Genomic DNA, 24,853 nt, shown 5'->3' with positions numbered 1-24,853 from the left:
CATTAAGGAAACGTTGATTAAAAGATACTTTTTGCAGATTTTGCAATGGCCTTTGGTTGTTGTAAGGATAATCCTTCTAACAACCAGCGTAGTTCCTGTTGTGAAAGGCTTCGTACCTCTTTTTCATCTTTTGGCCATTGAAGTTTGCCCTGATCTAATCGCTTGTAAAGCATAGCGAAGCCATCTCCATCAAAATACAAACATTTATAGCGATCCTTACTCCATCCTGAAAAGAGAAAAATAGAATCACTATAAGGATCTAATTCGAAAGAATCTTGAATCAGTGTTGCGAGACCATCGATGCCTTTTCGCATATCTGTCTTCCCACAAATCATATAAATGTTTTGCACATCCGTAAAATCATGCCTCATCGACTTTTCAGCTCCTTCATAACCGTTTGGATGATGTGCTCATTTACGCCATGATAAAAGGTAACTTCAGCTACTCCCATTTTTACAATACAAGCTGGTGCAGCGGTCATTCTCGAAGAAGGGAACGAAGAACTTTCCGTTGAAAGAGGATCAAGTTTGACGGGAACTATGGTTAATTTGTTTGTGGACATAAATAGGGCACCTCCTTTAATTGATACGTTTATCGTACCGGAGGTGCCTGGTGTTTTATATGCGTTATTTGATTACGGGCTTACCATGGAACTGATTGCCCAACACAAAATTAGTGAAGCAAAAATCAATTATCAAGAAGCGCATTATAAAGCCGGAATTCAAGCTGCGATGCCGACCTATCCTGATATTGATGATTTAGCAAAACAAAACTTAAAAGCGATTGGAGAAATGTATAAATGAGTACAACGAATTATCAGCAATTACAACAAAATTTAGCGTATCTAAAACTAAAGCAAATGGGACTCCATTTGAATGAAGTCATTGACTTCAGTATTAAGAATCAATTGTCCTTTACGGATACGTTAATCAAATTGACGAATTATGAAATAGATGTACGTGAGCAAAATATGATTCACGCGATGGTGAGAGTCGCAGCCTTCCCGCATTTAAAGGAAATGAAGGATTTTGAATTCGACTTTCAACCAAGTGTCAATCCGCAGCAAATGTACGATTTTCAAACGCTTCGTTTTATCGAAGCCAATGAAAACATTGTTTTTCTCGGTACAAGTGGTGTCGGCAAGACCCACTTGGCCACAGCAATAGGGATTACAGCTGCGAAAAAGCGCACAAGTACGTATTTTATTAAGTGTCATGATTTAATTCAAAATCTAAAAAGGGCTCGCCTTGAAAATCGCTTGGAGAGCCGTCTGAAACATTATACAAAATATAAGTTATTAATCATTGATGAGATTGGTTATTTACCGATTGATCCGGAGGATGCAAAGCTATTTTTCCAGTTGATTGATGCAAGGTATGAGAAACGTAGTACTATCTTTACAACAAATACGAACTTCAAAGATTGGGATCAAATCTTCTTGGAACCAAAGTTAGCGAATGCCATTTTAGATCGTATTTTACATCACGCAAGCGTTGTCACAATCGTTGGAGATTCATACCGACTGAAAAATCATTTAGCAACAAACGAGTAATTTTGTACACCCTTAAACGAGCAAAAATGTACATATTGGTGTTGACATTTATATCTCCATAAAGAGAGAGACCAAAACGTTCAAACGGCGCTTTCAACTTACTATCCATTTCAATCCACTCTCTCCATAAAGAGAGAGACAATACATCTAACGCTTATTGTGGCAGCATCTTTATTTCAATCCACTCTCTCCATAAAGAGAGAGACAATACATCTAACGCTTATTGTGGCAGCATCTTTATTTCAATCCACTCTCTCCATAAAGAGAGAGACTTGACACCGTAACAGTAAACGCGCTGCCAGATTGATTTCAATCCACTCTCTCCATAAAGAGAGAGACAGCAATATCCAATTCATATGAAATGTCTATGTCTATATCTTATTTCAATCCACTCTCTCCATAAAGAGAGAGACTTGACACCGTAACAGTAAACGCGCTGCCAGATTGATTTCAACCCACTCTCTCCATAAAGAGAGAGACTTGACACCGTAACAGTAAACGCGCTGCCAGATTGATTTCAACCCACTCTCTCCATAAAGAGAGAGACTTGACACCGTAACAGTCAACGCGCTGCCAGATTGATTTCAATCCACTCTCTCCATAAAGAGAGAGACAGCAATATCCAATTCATATGAAATGTCTATATCTTATTTCAATCCACTCTCTCCATAAAGAGAGAGACTTATATTTCAAAAAAGATGGGTTTTAATGTACTATTTCAATCCACTCTCTCCATAAAGAGAGAGACCGATTGAGTTTTTAAAGAAAAGAAAGCGAGGTGAGATTTCAATCCACTCTCTCCATAAAGAGAGAGACGAAACGTTATGTGACATTACCTGATTCTGTTATGATTTCAATCCACTCTCTCCATAAAGAGAGAGACGTTTTTAGCATCCCAAGCTGGATGATGCGTTGTGATTTCAATCCACTCTCTCCATAAAGAGAGAGACCTACCTTTGGTTGCGACGAGCCAAAAGTTTACAATTTCAATCCACTCTCTCCATAAAGAGAGAGACATATCTTGTGATGTTGTAAATTTGCTATCGCGTGATTTCAATCCACTCTCTCCATAAAGAGAGAGACGCTTACGAATAGCTCTACTAACTGTGATAAGTATTTCAATCCACTCTCTCCATAAAGAGAGAGACTTGGATAACAGCATGGGAGCCGTTGCTAGTGGTAAATTTCAATCCACTCTCTCCATAAAGAGAGAGACGAGCCGATTTTATTCACTTTAGAGGTGCAGGAAATTTCAATCCACTCTCTCCATAAAGAGAGAGACTGGCTGGGGTGCTGGCCGTGAATCATGGGGTATTATTTCAATCCACTCTCTCCATAAAGAGAGAGACGATATTAAACTACCATTTACTAAAAATTAGGAGATTTCAATCCACTCTCTCCATAAAGAGAGAGACTAATATCCCATCGTCTAATAAATCCTTCAATTGTCATTTCAATCCACTCTCTCCATAAAGAGAGAGACTTTCCATCCCTTACATTGAAAAATGAGTATAAATTTCAATCCACTCTCTCCATAAAGAGAGAGACGCGCAAACGAAAAATTACGTGAAGCACTAACGAATTTCAATCCACTCTCTCCATAAAGAGAGAGACGGCAATCCAAATAACACAGGATCAAACGCATTGATTTCAATCCACTCTCTCCATAAAGAGAGAGACTATATCCCTTATAATAATTATTAAAGTCACTATAAATTTCAATCCACTCTCTCCATAAAGAGAGAGACCAGGTGATCATGTTATATTAACTAATACTGGATGATAAATTTCAATCCACTCTCTCCATAAAGAGAGAGACTCATACAACTCAAATGACGCTCTCTGCATGATTTCATTTCAATCCACTCTCTCCATAAAGAGAGAGACTATCATGGACGGCAGGACGTATGTACAAGTGAGAATTTCAATCCACTCTCTCCATAAAGAGAGAGACCATTGCCAAGACTCATAATATTATTTGCTTGTTTAATTTCAATCCACTCTCTCCATAAAGAGAGAGACCATTGCCAAGACTCATAATATTATTTGCTTGTTTAATTTCAATCCACTCTCTCCATAAAGAGAGAGACCCATCTTTTTAGAGATAATCTGCATGTTAGCTTTATTTCAATCCACTCTCTCCATAAAGAGAGAGACTTGTACCTGGCTGCCTTTCACCATTTTTAAAAAACTATTTCAATCCACTCTCTCCATAAAGAGAGAGACGTGCCAACGGATTGTTAGGCCCTCGTCCCTCGTCCGGATTTCAATCCACTCTCTCCATAAAGAGAGAGACGGCAGTTGAGCAATGTCATGAAACATTGGCAGGATTTCAATCCACTCTCTCCATAAAGAGAGAGACATTTCAGTCAAACTTACTACAATAAAAGTACGCGATTTCAATCCACTCTCTCCATAAAGAGAGAGACGCTACGGATTCTCCTTCTTTTTGTTCGAGTTCTTATTTCAATCCACTCTCTCCATAAAGAGAGAGACTAGTGCCGTCAACATAACGTTGTATAGTGCCTTGAATTTCAATCCACTCTCTCCATAAAGAGAGAGACCAAAAGAGTAATCTCGTTAACGAGTGTTTGAGATTTCAATCCACTCTCTCCATAAAGAGAGAGACTCCGACTAGTCCACCAACACAATTATCGCCGTATTTCAATCCACTCTCTCCATAAAGAGAGAGACATAATTGATTTCTATTCTCAGCAGATTCGAGATATTTCAATCCACTCTCTCCATAAAGAGAGAGACGTAAAGTCAGTCATAATTTCACTCCTTATTTGAAATTTCAATCCACTCTCTCCATAAAGAGAGAGACTGCCTTGAATTGTCTCAATTGTAACTACAAATGTATTTCAATCCACTCTCTCCATAAAGAGAGAGACACAAACGGTTATAAGGAATGGTTCTTAGCGAAAATATTTCAATCCACTCTCTCCATAAAGAGAGAGACTCATGGTCTACTATGTCAGATCATAGTAATTAAAATTTCAATCCACTCTCTCCATAAAGAGAGAGACGCTTATCAATATCGCCCTTTTTAGTAGCCTTTTTTATTTCAATCCACTCTCTCCATAAAGAGAGAGACAGTATAGCTCATGTCACCACCACCATGTTTGGCATTTCAATCCACTCTCTCCATAAAGAGAGAGACGTGGCTAACCAAGTAAAACAGCTCACTAAAAAAATTTCAATCCACTCTCTCCATAAAGAGAGAGACTGTTTGTAAACATAATTTATTATGTTATTGATTTATTTCAATCCACTCTCTCCATAAAGAGAGAGACACCTATCGTTTCATTTGATGACCCTGCAGTATTTATTTCAATCCACTCTCTCCATAAAGAGAGAGACCTAGTAATGACGTGGTTTGTGAGCCTTCCACAGAATTTCAATCCACTCTCTCCATAAAGAGAGAGACCCTTTCAATATAAAAGCCTTCCAATGCTCTGTGATTTCAATCCACTCTCTCCATAAAGAGAGAGACACCTATCGTGTCATTTGATGACCCTGCAGTATTTATTTCAATCCACTCTCTCCATAAAGAGAGAGACCCTTTCAATATAAAAGCCTTCCAATGCTCTGTGATTTCAATCCACTCTCTCCATAAAGAGAGAGACAGCAACCACAAGAGGTTGTAACGCCAGATAGTAAAATTTCAATCCACTCTCTCCATAAAGAGAGAGACGCGATATAGAGCTTATATAGGATTCAAGGGTAAATTTCAATCCACTCTCTCCATAAAGAGAGAGACACTAACAGCTTTTAATGTAAATTTAGCATCTTTATTTCAATCCACTCTCTCCATAAAGAGAGAGACGATTTATTAACTAACTTCATTCTACACTATCTATTTCAATCCACTCTCTCCATAAAGAGAGAGACATTAATAACTAGTTGAGAACGTCTGAGATCAATAATTTCAATCCACTCTCTCCATAAAGAGAGAGACAAGTCAACGTAGTTTGACATGCCTGCAATATGCTATTTCAATCCACTCTCTCCATAAAGAGAGAGACAAGTCAACGTAGTTTGACATGCCTGCAATATGCTATTTCAATCCACTCTCTCCATAAAGAGAGAGACATATTGTTATAGGGCAAAAGGTGGTGGGCAAGTAATTTCAATCCACTCTCTCCATAAAGAGAGAGACATATTTTGTTGGTTACTTTTGAGCATGATAACGTTATTTCAATCCACTCTCTCCATAAAGAGAGAGACTGTTTTTCTGTTATTCCAAATATTACCACAAATATTTCAATCCACTCTCTCCATAAAGAGAGAGACAAAAAACAGTATGCCATTAGATACATTTTTAACAATTTCAATCCACTCTCTCCATAAAGAGAGAGACCGTTTGTTCGGTGTCTTGTTTGGTGCTTCATTGATTTCAATCCACTCTCTCCATAAAGAGAGAGACATGTGGTGTTGGTGAAATCAAAAACAAAAATATAATTTCAATCCACTCTCTCCATAAAGAGAGAGACTTGATGGTAATATTTCATGGGAAGAGTGGGCAAACATTTCAATCCACTCTCTCCATAAAGAGAGAGACAATTACAACCAATTTACACGCTAAAAAACGGTGTATTTCAATCCACTCTCTCCATAAAGAGAGAGACTATAACTTGCCATATCGATTCTCCTTTCGTTTTTTTATTTCAATCCACTCTCTCCATAAAGAGAGAGACTTATAGTAATATATGGATAAAGGAGGTGAGATATTTCAATCCACTCTCTCCATAAAGAGAGAGACTTATAGTAATATATGGATAAAGGAGGTGAGAGATTTCAATCCACTCTCTCCATAAAGAGAGAGACTTATAGTAATATATGGATAAAGGAGGTGAGAGATTTCAATCCACTCTCTCCATAAAGAGAGAGACTTATAGTAATATATGGATAAAGGAGGTGAGAGATTTCAATCCACTCTCTCCATAAAGAGAGAGACTTATAGTAATATATGGATAAAGGAGGTGAGAGATTTCAATCCACTCTCTCCATAAAGAGAGAGACTTATAGTAATATATGGATAAAGGAGGTGAGAGATTTCAATCCACTCTCTCCATAAAGAGAGAGACTTATAGTCATTTGATTGGTAAAAAAGGCGTTGTGCAATTTCAATCCACTCTCTCCATAAAGAGAGAGACACTATTGTTAACTTTTTCCGATGCACTTGCGTTATTTCAATCCACTCTCTCCATAAAGAGAGAGACGGTATTGGTATTGGTATTGTTGATACTGCATGTATTTCAATCCACTCTCTCCATAAAGAGAGAGACCATGTTCAGTTGTGTCAGATGATATGGATAATGTATTTCAATCCACTCTCTCCATAAAGAGAGAGACTATTGCAACTATTCATATAATTCAATATTATTAATTTCAATCCACTCTCTCCATAAAGAGAGAGACAAAAGGCAAGGCTTTTTGGTTTCGGTATTTTTAAATTTCAATCCACTCTCTCCATAAAGAGAGAGACGAATGTCCCATGTGTAATGGTAGTGGTGACTATATTTCAATCCACTCTCTCCATAAAGAGAGAGACAACAGTGGAAGTTGCAAAAAATGGAAGCGTTCAAATTTCAATCCACTCTCTCCATAAAGAGAGAGACAAGCAACCCCAGCCGTAAGCAAATCTTCAGCCGTATTTCAATCCACTCTCTCCATAAAGAGAGAGACAATTATTTCAATCCACACTCTCATAATGAGAGTATTTCAATCCACACTCTCATAATGAGAGTATTTCAATCCACTCTCTCCATAAAGAGAGAGACTTCCTTGCGGATCGGTACTTGCTTTTGGAAATAATTTCAATCCACTCTCTCCATAAAGAGAGAGACAAAGGCAAGGCTTTTTGGTTTCGGTATTTTTAAATTTCAATCCACTCTCTCCATAAAGAGAGAGACGTTAGATAAACCTTTTTTTCATCTCGAATCTGCTGAATTTCAATCCACTCTCTCCATAAAGAGAGAGACGTTGTTTGGCTTGTCTTTATATTAAGGCATACAATTTCAATCCACTCTCTCCATAAAGAGAGAGACGAAAATTGTATATACAGTATAATTATGCAATAAATTTCAATCCACTCTCTCCATAAAGAGAGAGACGGACTACCTTTGTTAGTAGGTACATGTTTATACGATTTCAATCCACTCTCTCCATAAAGAGAGAGACGATGATAAACTATTTATTGCTATGCTTCATCTAATTTCAATCCACTCTCTCCATAAAGAGAGAGACTGTTGATACTGCATCAGATGATATGGATAGTGTATTTCAATCCACTCTCTCCATAAAGAGAGAGACTGCAAGTTTGTTAAATAATACATACGTACATGGATATTTCAATCCACTCTCTCCATAAAGAGAGAGACTGCCTTGAATTGTCTCAATTGTAACTACAAATGTATTTCAATCCACTCTCTCCATAAAGAGAGAGACAAAACTAAATGTGTATATGGCAGTTCGTGATGATATTTCAATCCACTCTCTCCATAAAGAGAGAGACAGCGATTGATGAAGGTTTACTAGCCGAGTTACGCATTTCAATCCACTCTCTCCATAAAGAGAGAGACGCTATACAAATAGCTATGAGGTGCTAGATGCACGTATTTCAATCCACTCTCTCCATAAAGAGAGAGACGACCCTGACGGTGACGTAAAATTGCCTATGATGGCATTTCAATCCACTCTCTCCATAAAGAGAGAGACAGAAATCAGTAAAAAAGTATTTTCGGCATTTTGATTTCAATCCACTCTCTCCATAAAGAGAGAGACTGATACTTGCAATAGTCAAATGGTCTTTGAGTAAATTTCAATCCACTCTCTCCATAAAGAGAGAGACCGTTAACAGGTGCGTTAAAGAGGATTGAATCACTTATTTCAATCCACTCTCTCCATAAAGAGAGAGACTAGGCGTTTGGAAACCACGAGTTGTCATTTGGGAATTTCAATCCACTCTCTCCATAAAGAGAGAGACGATTTAATTGTACAGCAGTTAAGGTTTTGAGGCAATATTTCAATCCACTCTCTCCATAAAGAGAGAGACCTGCATTTTCGCTCTCTTCCACTAAATCTTTTAATTTCAATCCACTCTCTCCATAAAGAGAGAGACTGGGTAGCCTTTAAAATTTAAGAGGAGAGAGGGGATTTCAATCCACTCTCTCCATAAAGAGAGAGACGGTCTTGTGCGAAACGCCCTGGGTGGAGCACGCAATTTCAATCCACTCTCTCCATAAAGAGAGAGACGTGAAAAATGGTGGAAAATGAAAATAATGCAAATATTTCAATCCACTCTCTCCATAAAGAGAGAGACCAAGCAGGCAACAGTATTGTTGTAGATGTGTTAATTTCAATCCACTCTCTCCATAAAGAGAGAGACTGCTTGGTAATGGGTAGATATGACAAAAAAGTTATTTCAATCCACTCTCTCCATAAAGAGAGAGACGGTGAAAAATAATTAAAAGTTAATAAATATAACTATTTTTCACTAAAAAACTATGGGATAAGGTCATATTATCCTAGATTCATTTCCAATTCAATGGATAATTTTCGAAGATAGAGGTGCGAATCCCTCTGGGAAATCATGTTTGCTTCACATTCGCACCGATCGATTTTTCACTATAAAATTAGAGTATCTTCCACGTTAAAGCTTTCCTTAGCTCCGATATGCTCTACCTTCGAGTGATAACGATTTCCTAATTGATAAAAGCGCAAACTATCTATATCAGGATCAATGCTATCCACTAATTGTAATTTTAACTGTTTAAATTGTGTGGCGTCTACTATACATTCAAAAACAGAATTTTGTACACGCAAACCATAGTTTTCACATATTTTTGCGACTTTTCTTAGTCTCTTTTGACCCGAGGTTGATTTTGTTGCAACATCATACGTGACCAATACTAGCATATCAATTCCTCATTTCCATAAAAATGGCGGATATTCCTCTAAATCGCCTCGTAAATGCCGAGCTAGTAGCATTGCTTGGGCATGAGGTACAAGCCCCCAATTGATTTTTTCTTTAAGATATGGATGTGTTAAAGGTTCTTGTTTACGTTCGCGCCAGGTTTGAATAAATTTAGCTCTTCCCTCATCGGTTAGTAATACTGCGCCATTTTCTTTGGTAAGGAAATCTTTAGCTGTGATAATTTTCTTGTTTATAAGCTTCAACACAAAACGGTCGGCCATAACCCCTCTTAATTCTTCCATTACATCGAGTGCTAATGAGGCTCTGCCTGGTCGATCACGATGTAAATAGCCAACATAGGCATCAAGACCAACATTTTCAAGTGCCGCACCCACATCCTTGGCTAACAAAGTGTAGGCTAAAGACAATAGGGCATTCACATTGTCTGTAGGTGGTCGGCGATTTCTTGTCTTAAAAAAGAAGGATTCTTTTTGTTGTAAAATCATTTGATCAAAGCAACGAAAATAATGATTGGCCGCCTGTCCTTCCAAACCACGCAGTCTTTCTAAATCTTGCATCGTTAAAATTTCTTTTAAATACCCGCTTAAAGTAGCAGATATTTTTTTGAAGGCGGGTACATCAATACGCATTGGGTAGTCTCGCGTCATACGTTCTACTATCCATTTTTGATTCGCTATTTTTGCAAAGATAAAATTTCTAGCAATTTTTGCACTTTCATCTGTACTATCTGAAAGACGATATTGGGTTTTACGCAGCACAACATTCCCTTTTGATTCGCCAACAACTCGCGCTAAAAATTTCCCACTCTCTGATAAAAAAGTAAGCGAAATATTACGTTCAGCACACGCTTGCATTAATTTTGGGCTTGCTCCCATATACCCAAACGTACAGATAGCCTCTAAATTGTGTAAAGGGATGCGACCTAACTGATCCTCTCCAGCTGTCACAACAACTGTTTCACCTTTTAATGCCAAATAACTATTAGGGGTTGTAATAAATAATGTATTTAATAATTTTCTCATTACAAAAACCTCTCCATATATTGACGTACGGGGGTTGAATCAATAAGTGTGGGCAAACAAATATTTTCTAAAGAACAGCTTTTACAATGCTTGCCTGGTTTTACTTTCGGTGTATGACGACGGTCATAGTAATTGTGCATTTGCTTAAATATAAATCGAACTTCATCTCTTAATTCATTTGTAATCTCTACTTCTACACGTCGCTTAATCTCATCATAAAATAAATAAGCTTTTGGTACTTCACAAGCAAGCATTTCTTCTAGGCACATTGCCTGTGCAACAAGCTGAACAACGTCCTCTTTTCCTGCTTTTGGCTTACCACGTTTATACTCCACAGGTACAGGTATGTATTTTCCTTCTTCATCTATTAATTCAATACCTTGCTGGTCCTGTATAAATTCAACCACATCACAAATACCAGTTGTTTTTAAAGCATGAGAGCGAACTTGCATCGCTCTCACAATCAATTTATTGCCACGCTTTTCGCGAATAAAGGGTTGATCAGCTTTTTCATGGATATGTTGTCCCTCTATCGTTTTGACATTGTCTTCCCACTGCTGCTCAATATGAATGAGCGCCCATTGCCTTTGACAAAAGCGAAAATGCTGGATGCCTGATAACAGTAAATAGTTATCCTCATTATTTTCCGTCCAGCTCATATGTTTGTAGCCCTTCTAAAGGTGTGAGTTGAACAAATTCATCCTTAAATTCTTTTGCACCTTCAGGCATCTCCACTTTTAATGAACGATGTACCTTAGCTGAAGAATATTGTCCAAGCTTTGAATCATGTTCCCACCAAATCACTTTATGTACTTCCAGTGACCCCTCTGGACGGGCAGATGATGCATCATTTTCAAACAAAGAAACTAACGCTTCTTGTAATTTTTTTGCATCGTCCCTTGTGAAACCTGTTTTTTCAGCAAGCTGTGTATTAATACTGCCGACAAATTTATAGACACCGAAATCAACACGATGCTTCATGCCCATTGTATCAGAGCCCTTTTTGTCACCTGTTACTGAATTGACGCTTTTTGTAATTTGAATACTTGTAATATCTATTGGCTGTACACTAATTGCGGGATGAACCGATACAGGACCACGTACACCTACAGATAAATTACTGCCTTTAAAGGCGAATACTTGTCCAAAGGCACGTACATCATACCAAGTCTGAGCAGCAATTGTAGCAAATGTATCGGCATCTCCACCTTTTTTATCTGCTTTGATTTTTTTCAGTTCTGAGATTGAATCGGCTCTGTCGTTTAAGCTTTTAAAGCCATCTGCTGCACGCTCATCAGATTGCACAAAAATAGCTTCGCCTAAATCTTGTAGACGGTTACGTAGCTTTCTTTTTATACATACATCTGATACTTCGCCATAGCCATCAAAGTTTTGGCGTGGGCGATTGCCATTCAACGGGTCTCCATTGGGGTTAGCATTGTGTACAGAAAAAATAACAGCAAAATCAACTTTATAATCTAAAATCGTCATGATTGGTCTTCCCCCTCTTTATCCTCTGTTTTTGTATATAAATCTTGGCGCTGACTATAGTAGCCTAATAAATATTTTCCGCTCAATGGTTTATTATTAAAGTCCTCGTATTCAAATTTCATGGCAATTTCATCAATTAGTATTGAATAACGAATCCCTTTTTCACGCAATTTCATTTGATACGGCTGTAAATTACGCTGAATCGTGCTCCAAGTTCGTAGCGGATTGCTTTGGAACATATTCAAATAACGTAGCGCATTTGTTGCGCGTTTTTCATCTTTTCCTAAGGCACTTCGTTCAAGTACATCGGCTACGGCCAACAAACGTCCAAATAAATAATCACGATCTGTTGTTTCTGTATTTAATGCCACTTGCCACCCCTCCTTTTTAAAGTGATTTCTCACTAATGCACATGCCACCGTTAAAACTTGTTCCCATTCCCAATTTTGCTCATAAAATTGTGGATTTGAGGCACGTACAATAGCACTTCGTATAATATCAAGTGGTATATTTCGTCCATCTAGTACACATGGCAGCAAACGTTCCATAACACCTTTTACAACTTTATCATTTGGCCTTGGTCCAAAAGCTGCATAGGCAATTGTATAAAAGGAAGGTGAGCCATAAAATTCAACCCAATTATTCTCTTTTTTGCGTACTTGACGCCAGCTCGTAGCGCGATGCCATTCACGTAAACGCTTGAAGTATTCCCATATTTGAAAATCCCGATAATATAATACAGCCATACGCCCCGGTGTAGCAGCATCTAATGTCAACACGTACACCTTCTCATCTGCTAGCTGCTCAAAAGACATATCTTTTTGCACACCGACTAATAAATGACGGTATTTACGTGCTAATGCTTCCCTTGTTTGTACATGCTCTTCCTCTATAGAAGTTTCCTCCAAGGCCTCCTCTAAATCAAAATCCTGTTCAAATAAATCATCTGTCGCTGGCAGCATATCTACATATTTAGAACCCCAAACAAGAAAGACACGGCCATCAATTTGTTTACCCTGGCGTTCAATTAACCATTTCAACGCATTATGCGCTTTTTGTGATACATCGTAGCTAATATTAGCAGCCTGTAAGCTATCCTTGAATCGACCACGGTATGTATAGCCTGTCCCATCATTTGCCGAAATTAGCTTCGCCTTATCTCCTGAATTGCGTAATTTATTTGGGTGTCTCTCAATCATTGGTACGATTTTTCCAGATACATAGCAAATATCTTTATCTTTCAATTTCGTATTGTAATAGTCAATATAAGCATTAAAAACCTCTTCATTTCGCCAAAGTGGTGGTATATGCTGCTCAGGCTCGTGAATAGCGAAGCGAACAAATGCACTTTCTTGATCGCCTGTTAAGACAGAGAAGATTTTCGGTTTCTCCTCTTCTGTATTTGTCCATTTTTTCAATAAACGATTATTATCTGCATACAATACACCTTCATTGATTAAATCTGCTATAACCTTGCCCTGCTTGACATAATGATAAACTGCTGTAATGTGTGGATGTGCATAAGGTGATTCACACCAATTCCGCAATTGTTCAATATATTTATGAAAAGCTTCTGCTTTATCATCCTCACCCGTATACTGACAGTAATCTCCCGCTATGTACATCAGCTTATCATGCAGAACATGTGGTGCAAATTTCTTACCGGCGCGACTACCTGATTCCTCCGTAAATGGTAATATCGTACTTACTTTATCAATGACATCTGCTCGAATAAAATCACCAGCTAAATTAAGAGTCACTTCAATATGAGCCGTTTGTGTTGTATGAGAAATTGGCAATAACATATACTCCACAAACTTGCCATCCTTCATTGGCTTCGCTATTACTTTGCCAACTTCATCCTTACTATTTTCATAAGTTTCATAAAGTGCCTGCAAGTAACTCAACTTATTCGCCTCCTTCCATGTCAGCGTATAATACATCAACAGATTGCATAGTTTGTTCAAGCTGGAATGGCTTTGCCTCCATCTCATAGAGCGGTCTGACTAGGGTACATTGCTCTGGTCGTATAAATTTAATTTTTCCATATTCCATTTTAGGCTGCCAAAGTCTTGCTTCTAGCATATTTTTTCCTGTTTCATCTGGATAGTTAATGCCATGCACCATTGTGCCAAAATGCATTTCATCAATCTCATCATAAAAGCCTTTACCTTCTCCATACGTACAAGGCTCCACATATCCCTGGCACTCTCTTGTCCCTAAAAAAATATCGCGTCGTCCACCTCGTTCAATACAGCGTTTGGCAATATTATGATGCTTGTGCTCGTTGAAATCTTCCTGTAAATCTGAACGATTTTCATTAAAAATAAAATGTGCCTTTACCTGATAGTTGACATCTCGCAAATAGCTATAATTAGCGAGTGTATTGCCCCCACTCATATCAATTGGGCGCACTCCTTTTGACTCCATACGAATAGCATTCACTACACGCACCTCATCCACCACCCAAATAATAGATGGTTTCCAATAAATTGACTCTGTTATCCCTTTCAACGCACTATAGGAAGGGACTTGAGTGGTCATTTTTTCGCCCCCAAGCTTCATTAGTGGGTCTGTAAATAAAGCGTAATCTCCACTTACCTGGTATTCAATTTGATTACGGATTTTTGTCATCTTCTCACCACCCTTCATAATGTTAAATCATCTAAAGCCGCTTCTCCCTCTACACTCAGGCCGTACGACAAATCATAAGCCAGCTGTTTTGCGATATAAACTTTTGTGACACCAAACTTCACCTCTTCCACTAACCTATTTGCACATAGCCATTCAAACTCATAAGGAAATACATTCACACTGTATTGCTGTATATTTTTCAAAAACTGCGCTAAATCCGCAATATAATCTCCACCTGTTAATTGGTTAATATAAATCTTACCTTTTCCATAAGGGACAACGATTGCTCGTGTGTTTGCTTCAATCACTTCAAAATGCTGTGCAGCTGTTTTAAAGCTTGCCCGTGACCAAAATGGATAGGTCCCTTTAAACTCTTGCGAAAAAACACCATTGCTTGTAAATAAAATATCGTACATCGATTGAGAAATTTTTTTAATAGGATAATCTAAAGAATAGGCTAAGCGATTATAAAAAGCTTCGAAATAATAGGTGAGTGCCTCTGTTGATAAGAGATAGCCGCCATAGAGCGTAGCGTCCTTCTCCATATCTCGTAAAATTAAATTTGTACATGCTCTCCCTTTTTCAATCGTGGTTAACCATTTCAATGACTCTTCCGCATGATTCATAATATAAACTTCTCGTAAGGCTACTTCTCCGTTTCGATTACAGCGCCCTGCTGCTTGGGCGATGGCATCGAGGCCTGCTAATGAACGAATAACACATTGAAAACTAATATCAACGCCCGCCTCGATAAGTTGGGTGCTAATACAAACAACACGTTCACCCTCTGTCAATTTTTCACGCATTTCTTGTAAAATCGCTTTACGATGTGCCACACACATACCTGTACTTAAATGATAAACATGGACATCTTCATACTTTAATTCTTCATACAAGGCTTTAACGACACGTCGATTATTTAGAATAATCAGTACATTTTGTATAGAATTCAACTTTTCACGTACAAAATCACCTAAGTCCTCTGTATACCAACCGCCAACCTTGATTAGTGGAACAAGTTCTATTCGTTTAAATGCCTTAATAATAGTAGGTAAATTGTCAATTAACTCGCCAGCTTTCTTAATATTATGCTTTACATAATCGAGGGCAGGCTGCGTTGCTGTGCAAAGCAACACAGTTGTTCCACAGCTTTTGCTTAAAAAATTTAGCGTTGTATTAAATAAAGAAATGCAGGAAATGGGCACAGATTGCACTTCATCAAAAATAACGATGGCATTACTTAAATTATGTAAGCGTCTTTCATTTCTGGATTTTCCACTATAAAATGTATCTAAATATTGCACCATCGTTGTAAAGATAATCGGAATATCCCAATTATCTTTAGCATTCGCTAATTTTCTATGCTGTTCTAATTCGTCATAAGATAAAGCGCTATCCTCCTCTAAAGATGGTTCATTGACTACATTGCTATGATGCTCTAAAACTTGATCTGTTGTTTGCAAAAGTTCTCTAACGGTTTGGGCATTTTGCTCAATAATTGTTGTGTAAGGGACAATATAAATAATGCGTTCTTTTTGGTGGTGTAAGGCATGTTGTAAGGCAAAGCGTAAACTCGCTAGCGTTTTCCCACCCCCTGTTGGAATGGAGAGCGTATAAATACCCGTTGGCAGAGAGGCTTTCGCCAAACAAGTATCAGACATTTGCTGACGTAACTTTGTTATTTCATTGGGTATGGCTTTTTTCTGCATATCAAGGAGTTGTTCTTCTAATCGTTGCAGAAATTGTGCAAAAGGAGGGGTTGTATCTTGTATATCTGTTTCTTCATCAAATAAACGAGAATTTGTTCTATCAGCATCGAGAAGGGCACTAAAAATAAATTTTGTTAATAAAGCGATAACAGGTCGAATCGCTTGAATTGTCGCTTGTTTCGTTTTTTCTTTATAGGGTTGAATAAACTGCATAAATTCTTTGTTTGCTTGTGCAATATAAGCATCCAATTCTTCTCGTGTACAGATTTCATTGAAAAATCGTTCTTCAATTATTTCAAAGTCAATGGGTTTTTTAGGTGTCTGTCGATTCGCAAACGGAGACTCTCCTTCCATATCGACCATATCCAATAACTGACCATGATGACTATAAATCGCATTCGCCACACATTCAATCATAGGCTTTGCCTTTGCATGATATTGCTTCATTAAAAAGTGCCCACCCGCTGTTGAATGGTTGACACTCCCTCTTTTTGGAGGCTCAGATGGATTATGAAAGGCTTCTAGTATATATTCTTGAAAATCATCACTGTACTTCCCCATATCGTGTAGCCACGCTGCCAGACCTGTCACGTGGGGAATACTGATTTTACGCCCAATGTCTTCTGCTATTTCTTTGGATTCATTAAGATGAACGGATAACGGTTGGACCTGTCCATCTTTTTTTCTAATATGTGCAATGTATAAAGTCATTAAAAATCACTCTTTCTCAATTTTTATTTTTTCAAAATTCAGAAAAAGTTTGATAGTTCTTTCATACCAGTCCATCTTTCTAAATATTTTTTCATAGTTTTTTGCATTTGCAGTGTCATATTCTTTTACCCCATATTTCTTCATCATAAATTTAATCTGAGCATCCTTATCTTCATCAACTTTACACATTTACCATACACCCCTCTAAAATCCTTAATTTGTATTTATAATATCATATTGTAAAACATTAGTCAATTTTGTATTTAATATCAAAGTATGTCAACATTAAATGACATACTTTGATATTACTCTAATTAGAGTATTATCAATATTGAATTTTATTATATGCCTTATAAATTTGATTTTGTGTTATTATAGAATAGTCGTAATTTATTACGCGGATTGAAATTAATTAGAGCCTTATCATGTATGTATTTGTATTGATAAACTCAAAAACCCCCTGTACCTAATCACACAGGGGGTTCATCTATTTCTTCTCATGCTCCTTCACCCGCTTCAACTCTGCCACAATCAAAAAGCTCACAATCACTAACAATAGCCATGAGCTAATTTTCCCTAAATGTACAAGGCTCCAGGTGTGTGTTTGATTTGGATATTGCCATGCCCCGAAAAAAGTGGCAATGTTTTCAGCAAGCCAAATGAAAAAGCCGATAAGGACAAAGGATAATACGATGGGCATATGATACTTTATGCCATTTACTTGATAATTTACAGACGAGCGCCAGAAAATGATCATAACCAACAGCCCAAGCCACCAACGAACATCCAACCAAAAATGATGCCAGAAAAAGTTTAAATAAATAGCAATAGCAAGGGGAACAACCACTACATAAGGTGGCCAATTGACAAGCTCCACATATAGACGCCGCCATGCTTGGCATAAATAACTTGCAACACTCGCATACATAAAGCCACTATAAAGCGGTACACCCAAAACTTTAAAGAGTCCCTCCTCTGGATATGCCCATGAGCCCATATGTACTTTAAAAATTTCGAGTGCAAGTCCGATCAAGTGAAATAATGTAATGACTTTGAGCTCATCCTTAGTTTCGAGACCAGCGCGTAGCATCCACCATTGCATCGTGAGACAAATGATAAGTAGCCAGTCATACCTCGTTAATAAAGGCAAGGGTATAAATTTTGTTATAGCAAGCGAAGCAAAGATTACAACTGGAAAAATACACGCGAATGCTTGTTCACGTCCAAAATAGAACAGTTGCTTTAGCATATGGATGATCTTACTTTTCATATCGCCCCATCACTCCAGATTGATAGCATAAAGCTTGCTTCTAATAGCCCTTTGACACACATGATTCTTTTCACAAACCTGACATCGAATGCAATAAATATCTCCATATTCGTCCACCCCAAATTTTTAAATTGTTTCTTATTTTCCTCTTGACAGTTCCTGCTGCAAAGACACTAACAACAAGTACCACATCACCTAACATTAAGCCAATTACGCCAACATATTCTTGCTGCGTATAAGTCTGTAATAATAAAAGCATTCCCCTTGATTTTTTCAACGCTCCTATGGATTTATAGAAGATTGCACCCTAGTAATCAAGCTAGGTTAATCGCTTCAATGCCGCACAGACCTCTACCTCCAATTTTTGGAATACGTGTTACTAGCATCGGCAAAGCAAGGATCATTAAAGTTACTCTCAAAAATATTTACTTCTTCCTATACAGACATTTTTATTGTTTATCGATAATTTTATATTGAAAAACATTTTATAGTATAAGACTACAGTATGTCGTATGGGGTTCCACTTAAATGAAAAAGGCAGAAAAAGAGATCACAAAAAGCCCGAAAAATTCTACAAATAGTAAAATCTTTCGGGCTTGGCCTTTGAATATATATTTTAATCTACTTTTTTGAATAAAGAGCTACACTGACATTGTTCTTTAAATACGCTTGTATGTATTTCACCCCACTTTCTTTATACAAAGAGAGACATTAGCTTCACAACATGAAAATAAGCGACTCCGTATTTCAATCCACTCTCTTTATACAAAGAGAGACAAGTCAACGTAGTTTGACATGCCTGCACTATGCTATTTCAATCCACTCTCTTTATACAAAGAGAGACTTCCTGTTTTCCATTCATTAAAAGTAGGATAGCGATTTCAATCCACTCTCTTTATACAAAGAGAGACTTCCTGTTTTCCATTCATTAAAAGTAGGATAGCGATTTCAATCCACTCTCTTTATACAAAGAGAGACTTCCTGTTTTCCATTCATTAAAAGTAGGATAGCGATTTCAATCCACTCTCTTTATACAAAGAGAGACAAGTCAACGTAGTTTGACATGCCTGCAATATGCTATTTCAATCCACTCTCTTTATACAAAGAGAGACACCTTGAATTGTCTCAATTGTAACTATAAATGTATTTCAATCCACTCTCTTTATACAAAGAGAGACGTCGTTTAATATTGACAATTTGCTGGATGGTCTATTTCAATCCACTCTCTTTATACAAAGAGAGACCTTGCGCTTCCTGAAAATCATTTCCAACTAACAAAGGATTTCAATCCACTCTCTTTATACAAAGAGAGACGCGAAAAACAATATAAAAATGATATTTATAATTGATTTTCACAAAAAAAAATAAATCTCTAAGGTTATATTAACCTAATTCCCCTTCCATTTCAATGGAAAATTGGTTGGTTTATAGGTGCGAATCTCCTTGGATAATCATGTTTGCTTCCCATTCGCACTTGTTGTTTAAAAAATACTTGCGCTTATAAAGTCCAGATAACACCAACTATTTCACATAGCGGATTTTGTTCATTTTTGACGCCTATCTTAAAACCTCTCCCAATCCCTCTACTTTTATATATTTGATAGATAAAGCATACTTTCCTTTCCGTTATTAACAGAAACCTATAGTTAGAGAAAAAATTTATCAAGCTTCTAGGCATTGTTCAATCCAACATATTAAGGCAAACCTATAAGCTTGAGTTGGATTGGAAGCAATTTATACATAGCAAACAAGAAATCCTCGTGGGCTTCAAATCAATAGGGCATTGTTGTAAGACATATGATTGGTGGAATCTCCATCCACACTCTTCACATCAAGAGTGACATCTAGCCCCCCATTTCCACACTCCCACATTCAGAATGACATCAGCTTTATCACTGGCACGCTTTAAATCGTTGCTTTTAATCCGCACTCTCTGCATTCAGAGTGACTGTAAATTTACTTAATTTTTGAAAAATCGGCATCTCTCATTAAATTGCCATCCAACCCATCATTCATAGCTTCACCTTATAATTAGTACGAAACTTATGGGAACTTTCTATTTGCTTACTCACTGTACTGGCAAAGTTTTCTTCCATCTGATGAAAGAAATCAAAACACCTTTTATGTATTTTTTGTGCTCTCTATGCCTTCTAGGTAAAAGACACTATATCCTCCTCCAACTTATTACATAGATTATCACAAATCTCTTTTCGTATAAAATCAGCAATGATCCAAGTATTGTTTTTTCGCTCCTGTTGTACAGATTAGCTTTAATGGATGACCTTATACAACTTGCATCAATGCATCCATGCTCTCGTCTCTTTTTAATAAAATCAGAGCGCAATGTTAAAATGCCAAAACGCTGTGTAATCAACGCTTTGGCATTTTTATTCCCTCTTCTCTGTCAGCCCTGTTACTGTACGAGTTTAAGGTAGAAAGGAGCTATCGGGAAAATCAAATTTTATTTACCATTCTCGCAACCTTTTGTATGCTTGGTTGCCCTTTAGAAAGCCTTACCTATTTATGAGGAGTGATGCTGTGCTGATGGATAATTCAGCGTTTGCTCCTGTGTTATAGGCGCTCTTTTAATTGAAAAGATGATACAGCCTAATGCACAAAGCACGAAAAGAGCGCCGAAGCTTGCTAAATGCATGGCAGATGCTGTTACTGCAAATATAGCACCACCAACAGCTGAGCCAATCGAAATCCCAATTTGAAGGGCTGCTGTATTTAAGCTTTGCTGAATATCTGAGGATTTTGGATCAGCTTGAATTAAATAGCTTTGTAATGGCGGTGTTAATGCCCAGCTTAATGCTCCCCATAAAACGGTGAACAGTAAAAAGAGTGGGAAAGCAATCGTTGTATATGGAATTGTAAACAAGACAAGTGCAAATATAGATACAATTACAATAAGCGCCTTACTTGTACCGATTTTATCACTTACCCAGCCACCAATCGCATTTCCACTAACAGAGGCAATCCCAAAGATTAAATAACAAATACTAATCCATGAAGCCCCCATATCAAATGCTTCCACTAAGAATGGTGTTAAATAGGCGTATAGCACATAATGACCCGCTAGCATAAATAATGTGGTTAATTGTGCGGTTAAAATTTTTAAATTTCCTAATGATTTTAGCTGCGTTTTTAATGGCACAATTTCCCCAATCGGCATCCTTTCAAGTAGAAGTGCAATTAAAATCATAGAAATCGTTGATAATAAACTAATGCCTAAGAAAACGGCTCGCCAGCCAAAAGCCTCTGTAATAAAAATACCCATTGGCACACCAACGACAAGTGCAGAGCTAACGCCCATAAATACAAGACCTAGCGCTTTTGCTCGATGCGTAGGCGCAACAATTCTCGTTGTAATCGTTAAGGATAGCACAATAACTAATGCGGTACTCATCGCTGTAAAAATACGAGCAATCATCACGGTTAAAAATGTGGTACTAAAGAATGTTAGTAAATTGCCTAATGTAAAAATTAATAAAGAAATAAGGAACAAGCGCTTTCTCTCTACCTTCGCTGTTAGGGATAGTAGAACAGGCGCAGAAATCGCATAGACCAGTGCAAAAATTGTAATTAATTGCCCTGCTGTTGCTAAGGATACATGTAAATCCTCTGCAATATTGGGCAGTATCCCACCAACAATTAACTCAACCAACCCTACGGCAAAGGTTGTCACGGCAAGAATATAAACTCTCCAATTCATCGTAATCTCCCTTTCATACCGCTTTCCTATTTGTAGGAGATTTTTTCAATAAAAAATCCTGACTACAAATAGGAAGCAAAGTTTTGTAGTCAGGATTTTATGGTTCCTGGTAGAGACCCTCAATCCATATTATTGAGGTTATACAGATCAACTATTTACTTTAGCTATAGTAGCATATGAAAATTGGTCTGACAACATCTTTTTTCATATGAAGTACTACAGAAAAAAATAGTTTATCAGAGAGAAAATTTAGAGTTTTCGATTATATTTTAATACATTTGACCATACATACTAACATACACTAATGATTGAACGAGGTGATTGTTTGCGCATTCTAGGATTTGTCTGTTATTTTTTATTGTTATTTTATGGAGTAGAATTAGTGGCAGAGGAACTCGCCATCAAACAGTCAGCAATCAGTTCGCCAACGATAGCTAGGCAATCTCCGATAAAAGAAACGGTTGAGCATTCAACGGTTTGTGTGCATTACCCCACACAGAAAGTTTGTACTGCTTTACCCACACATCATTAATGAAGCAATAAAAAAACGCTTGAAATGGCTTCAAGCGTTTTTGATCTATTCTTTGGAGCCTAGATGGAAATGGCTAAATGGATAGACAATTAATTTAGATTCACCTAATACGGCATCCTCTGCAATAAGACCGTAATGACGGCTATCAGAGCTTTTTAAACGGTTATCGCCAAGCACAAAATACATGCCCTTTGGTACTTCTTGTTGATCGACTAATTGCTCCAGCGTAAAGTTTTCCGTAATGCGTAATTGGTTAGGATCATCTGTTTCACGATTCACATAATTCTCTGGATATGCCTTGCCATTTACATATAAAACATCATCTTTCATTTCTACTTTATCACCAGGCAGACCAATTACTCTTTTAATATAGTATTCATCCTCTATCGGTGATTGGAAAATAATTTGATCAAAGCGTTCAATTTTACTTGTTTTGCTGACAATAATAATATCCTTATCATGATAGGTTGGGTACATAGATGCCCCCTGCACCTTAATCGGCGTAAATAAAAATTGCTTACAGCCTAACACAATAATCGCTGTAATCACAATAATCTTAATGTAGGATAATATTTCCTTTTTTAAGTTAGTTGCTTTTTCCTCTTGCATGTTCATTCCCCAATACTGTGTTTTTTAATAGTATAACATGTTCTTTCTATTATTGACGAAAGAATCCTACAATGAGTTGCAAGTTCACAAAAAATAGACAAGGCTACGAGGTAACATTGTCTGAATAGCTATCATTTAATTGGTTATCGTTCTTAATGGTTAGTGGGTGTAGCCGAGTGACGCTGTTCATTTAATAAATTGGCTGTTAAAGCAATTCCTACTGGTAATGCCACTGCTAATAAAATTGTGCCGATCATCATTACAATCACTCCCTTAACCATGTTTAAATACACTATACATTAAATTTTCTGATATTTCAATAAAAAGAAAAAATCATTCAACTAGGCATGCATCCTACCTGAATGATTTTTTTGTCTGTTACGTTAATAATTTTAAATAGACTAATTGTAAGGTTTTCATTGCTGATTGGACTAGGCTTTTTCTTGCTTTGCGTTTAGGTATAGAGCTTTGCATGCAATGATTTAGCGCGGTATACCTAAGCACCTGGGTCCTTCCATTCATTGTTCTCCCCCCTTTCATGGACATTACTTCCCTATTTTTCTAAATGATTATTTAACGTTAACTGGATACGCTGGAGCTCTTTGTCATCAGGAATATAATACCAAATACCACGAATTCTTTCTCCTTCTCCCGCTTCAAAGGATAATTGCTCCATATCAGCATTCATTTTTTTATAAAGGCCTTGTAGCTGAAGAAGGTCTTTCACAGAGAAGTTCATGCGCACATTATCCCCTAATACATCAAGCATATCTGTTGCTTTTAATAATGTAGATGGGGTAGAGGCTTTTTTCATAACAGCTTCAATAATTTGACGCTGGCGAATTTGGCGGCCAAAATCACCACGTGGATCCTCATAGCGAATACGGGAAAAAATCAGTGCCTCATTCCCATCTAGTGTCACTTCCCCTTTTGGATAATGATATTCGTTATAGGTTAAATCCATATCATTATCAATCGTCACACCACCAAGTGTATCAATAATTTGTAGAAATCCCTCCATATTAATAAACACATAATAATCAATCGGTATATTTAAAAAATGCTCCACTGTATCCACAGCCATCGTCACACCACCAAAGGCATAGGCATGATTAATTTTATCAACCGTATCATGCCCCACAATTTCTGTGCGTGTATCGCGGGGAATACTAAGCATTTTCATCGTTTGTTTCTCAGGGTTCACCGTCACTACAATCATTGTATCTGAACGACCACTATCCTCTTTGCGCTCATCCACACCAAGCAGTAATACTGAAAATGGGTCTTTTCTAATGACTGTTTTTTCCTCCTGCTGTGCAGCCTCTGTTGTTTGAAGCAGCGGTGTATTGATTTTATTCATCGTTTTTTGAATGGTAAAGTAGACGCTCCCTATCAACACCAAAAAAATGGTGAGTAGGCTAGCAACAACCCACAGCCATATTTTTTTCTTGCTCTTTTTCTCTTTTGAGCGTTTCATATTTTTTTCCATACATAAGTCCCTTTCTGCTTACAATTTTACCCCTCTTTTTGACGTATTACGTTGGAAAAAAGTTGACCTAGTCTACTTATATGCATAATAGACGAAAAAAAGACGTACACTAGTATTTACTCAATAAACGGTAGACTATTCCCTTATTTGTAAATTAACTTCCTTCTTTAATTAATT

The 24,853-nt window shown here is 37.3% G+C and carries 18 protein-coding genes, 2 CRISPR repeat arrays and 1 riboswitch; of the genes, 3 read left to right on the top strand and 15 right to left on the bottom strand.

What is annotated here, in order from left to right:
• Positions 1–17: 17 nt before the first annotated feature.
• Both tnpB and ADM90_RS09050 read right to left on the bottom strand, forming a co-directional pair.
• Complete coding sequence (gene tnpB, locus ADM90_RS09055) at positions 18–371, bottom strand: IS66 family insertion sequence element accessory protein TnpB (protein WP_053994649.1); 354 nt, start codon at positions 369–371, stop codon at positions 18–20.
• Entirely contained in the window at positions 368–562 is a 195-nt protein-coding gene (locus ADM90_RS09050; RefSeq protein WP_053994648.1) for a hypothetical protein, read from the bottom strand. The genes tnpB and ADM90_RS09050 overlap by 4 nt, the downstream gene beginning before the upstream one ends.
• On the opposite strand from ADM90_RS09050, the gene ADM90_RS09045 reads away from it, so the two are divergent.
• Positions 555–803: a hypothetical protein gene (locus ADM90_RS09045; RefSeq protein ID WP_053994647.1), complete on the top strand. Its 249-nt coding sequence runs from the start codon at positions 555–557 to the stop codon at positions 801–803. The two genes, ADM90_RS09050 and ADM90_RS09045, sit on opposite strands and share 8 nt — an antisense overlap.
• A complete protein-coding gene (gene istB, locus ADM90_RS09040) occupies positions 800–1,552 on the top strand; it encodes an IS21-like element helper ATPase IstB (protein ID WP_053994646.1) in 753 nt (250 codons plus the stop codon). The genes ADM90_RS09045 and istB overlap by 4 nt, the downstream gene beginning before the upstream one ends.
• A gap of 107 nt (positions 1,553–1,659) precedes the next feature.
• A CRISPR array of direct repeats spans positions 1,660–9,011; the repeat unit is 33 nt; unit sequence ATTTCAATCCACTCTCTCCATAAAGAGAGAGAC.
• A 173-nt stretch (positions 9,012–9,184) separates the two neighbouring features.
• Here istB and cas2 read toward each other — a convergent pair.
• From cas2 to ADM90_RS08990, 10 genes are all read right to left on the bottom strand, one after another.
• Positions 9,185–9,475 (bottom strand): CRISPR-associated endonuclease Cas2, encoded by a 291-nt coding sequence (cas2, locus tag ADM90_RS09035; protein ID WP_053994645.1) that lies wholly within the window; start codon positions 9,473–9,475, stop codon positions 9,185–9,187.
• A gap of 9 nt (positions 9,476–9,484) precedes the next feature.
• Positions 9,485–10,516: a type I-C CRISPR-associated endonuclease Cas1c gene (cas1c, locus tag ADM90_RS09030; RefSeq protein WP_053994644.1), complete on the bottom strand. Its 1,032-nt coding sequence runs from the start codon at positions 10,514–10,516 to the stop codon at positions 9,485–9,487.
• On the bottom strand, positions 10,516–11,175 hold the full coding sequence (gene cas4 / locus ADM90_RS09025) for a CRISPR-associated protein Cas4 (protein WP_053994643.1): 660 nt from the start codon (positions 11,173–11,175) through the stop codon (positions 10,516–10,518). The genes cas1c and cas4 overlap by 1 nt, the downstream gene beginning before the upstream one ends.
• Complete coding sequence (gene cas7c / locus ADM90_RS09020) at positions 11,156–12,007, bottom strand: type I-C CRISPR-associated protein Cas7/Csd2 (protein WP_053994642.1); 852 nt, start codon at positions 12,005–12,007, stop codon at positions 11,156–11,158. Before cas7c ends, cas4 begins: the two co-directional genes overlap by 20 nt.
• Positions 12,004–13,914, bottom strand: a complete 1,911-nt coding sequence (gene cas8c, locus ADM90_RS09015; RefSeq protein WP_053994641.1) for a type I-C CRISPR-associated protein Cas8c/Csd1 — start codon at positions 13,912–13,914, stop codon at positions 12,004–12,006. The genes cas7c and cas8c overlap by 4 nt, the downstream gene beginning before the upstream one ends.
• Position 13,915: 1 nt before the next feature.
• The gene (gene cas5c, locus ADM90_RS09010; protein ID WP_053994936.1) at positions 13,916–14,632 is read right to left on the bottom strand and encodes a type I-C CRISPR-associated protein Cas5c; all 717 of its coding nucleotides are present in this window, start codon (positions 14,630–14,632) and stop codon (positions 13,916–13,918) included.
• A 23-nt stretch (positions 14,633–14,655) separates the two neighbouring features.
• A complete protein-coding gene (locus tag ADM90_RS09005) occupies positions 14,656–17,061 on the bottom strand; it encodes a CRISPR-associated helicase/endonuclease Cas3 (protein WP_053994640.1) in 2,406 nt (801 codons plus the stop codon).
• Positions 17,062–17,067: 6 nt separating this feature from the next.
• Positions 17,068–17,250 (bottom strand): hypothetical protein, encoded by a 183-nt coding sequence (locus ADM90_RS09000; protein WP_053994639.1) that lies wholly within the window; start codon positions 17,248–17,250, stop codon positions 17,068–17,070.
• A 298-nt stretch (positions 17,251–17,548) separates the two neighbouring features.
• The gene (locus tag ADM90_RS08995) at positions 17,549–18,331 is read right to left on the bottom strand and encodes a DUF817 domain-containing protein (RefSeq protein ID WP_053994638.1); all 783 of its coding nucleotides are present in this window, start codon (positions 18,329–18,331) and stop codon (positions 17,549–17,551) included.
• A 676-nt stretch (positions 18,332–19,007) separates the two neighbouring features.
• Positions 19,008–19,645: direct repeats of the CRISPR family, unit length 34 nt; unit sequence TATTTCAATCCACTCTCTTTATACAAAGAGAGAC.
• Between the two features lie 1,207 nt (positions 19,646–20,852).
• Positions 20,853–22,046 carry an MFS transporter gene (locus tag ADM90_RS08990; RefSeq protein ID WP_053994637.1) on the bottom strand — a complete coding sequence of 398 codons (1,194 nt, stop codon included), beginning with the start codon at positions 22,044–22,046 and terminating at the stop codon, positions 20,853–20,855.
• 66 nt (positions 22,047–22,112) lie between these two features.
• Positions 22,113–22,212: riboswitch (purine riboswitch) on the bottom strand.
• A 159-nt stretch (positions 22,213–22,371) separates the two neighbouring features.
• Here ADM90_RS08990 and ADM90_RS24255 point away from each other — a divergent pair.
• Positions 22,372–22,578, top strand: a complete 207-nt coding sequence (locus ADM90_RS24255) for a hypothetical protein (protein WP_152927985.1) — start codon at positions 22,372–22,374, stop codon at positions 22,576–22,578.
• Between the two features lie 45 nt (positions 22,579–22,623).
• Here the strand turns inward: ADM90_RS24255 and lepB are convergent, their stop codons facing one another.
• The 3 genes from lepB to ADM90_RS08975 form a co-directional block, all read right to left on the bottom strand.
• A complete protein-coding gene (gene lepB, locus ADM90_RS08985; RefSeq protein ID WP_053994636.1) occupies positions 22,624–23,187 on the bottom strand; it encodes a signal peptidase I in 564 nt (187 codons plus the stop codon).
• 152 nt (positions 23,188–23,339) lie between these two features.
• Positions 23,340–23,447, bottom strand: a complete 108-nt coding sequence (locus ADM90_RS08980) for a hypothetical protein (RefSeq protein WP_053994635.1) — start codon at positions 23,445–23,447, stop codon at positions 23,340–23,342.
• A gap of 293 nt (positions 23,448–23,740) precedes the next feature.
• Positions 23,741–24,676 (bottom strand): LCP family glycopolymer transferase, encoded by a 936-nt coding sequence (locus ADM90_RS08975; protein ID WP_053994634.1) that lies wholly within the window; start codon positions 24,674–24,676, stop codon positions 23,741–23,743.
• Between the last annotated feature and the right edge of the window lie 177 nt (positions 24,677–24,853).

The sequence above is a fragment of the Lysinibacillus macroides genome (assembly GCF_001281525.1).
Taxonomy (GTDB): Bacteria; Bacillota; Bacilli; order Bacillales_A; family Planococcaceae; genus Lysinibacillus; species Lysinibacillus macroides.
Note: the sequence above shows the minus strand (reverse complement) of the source record. Positions and strands in the feature narration are given on the sequence as shown.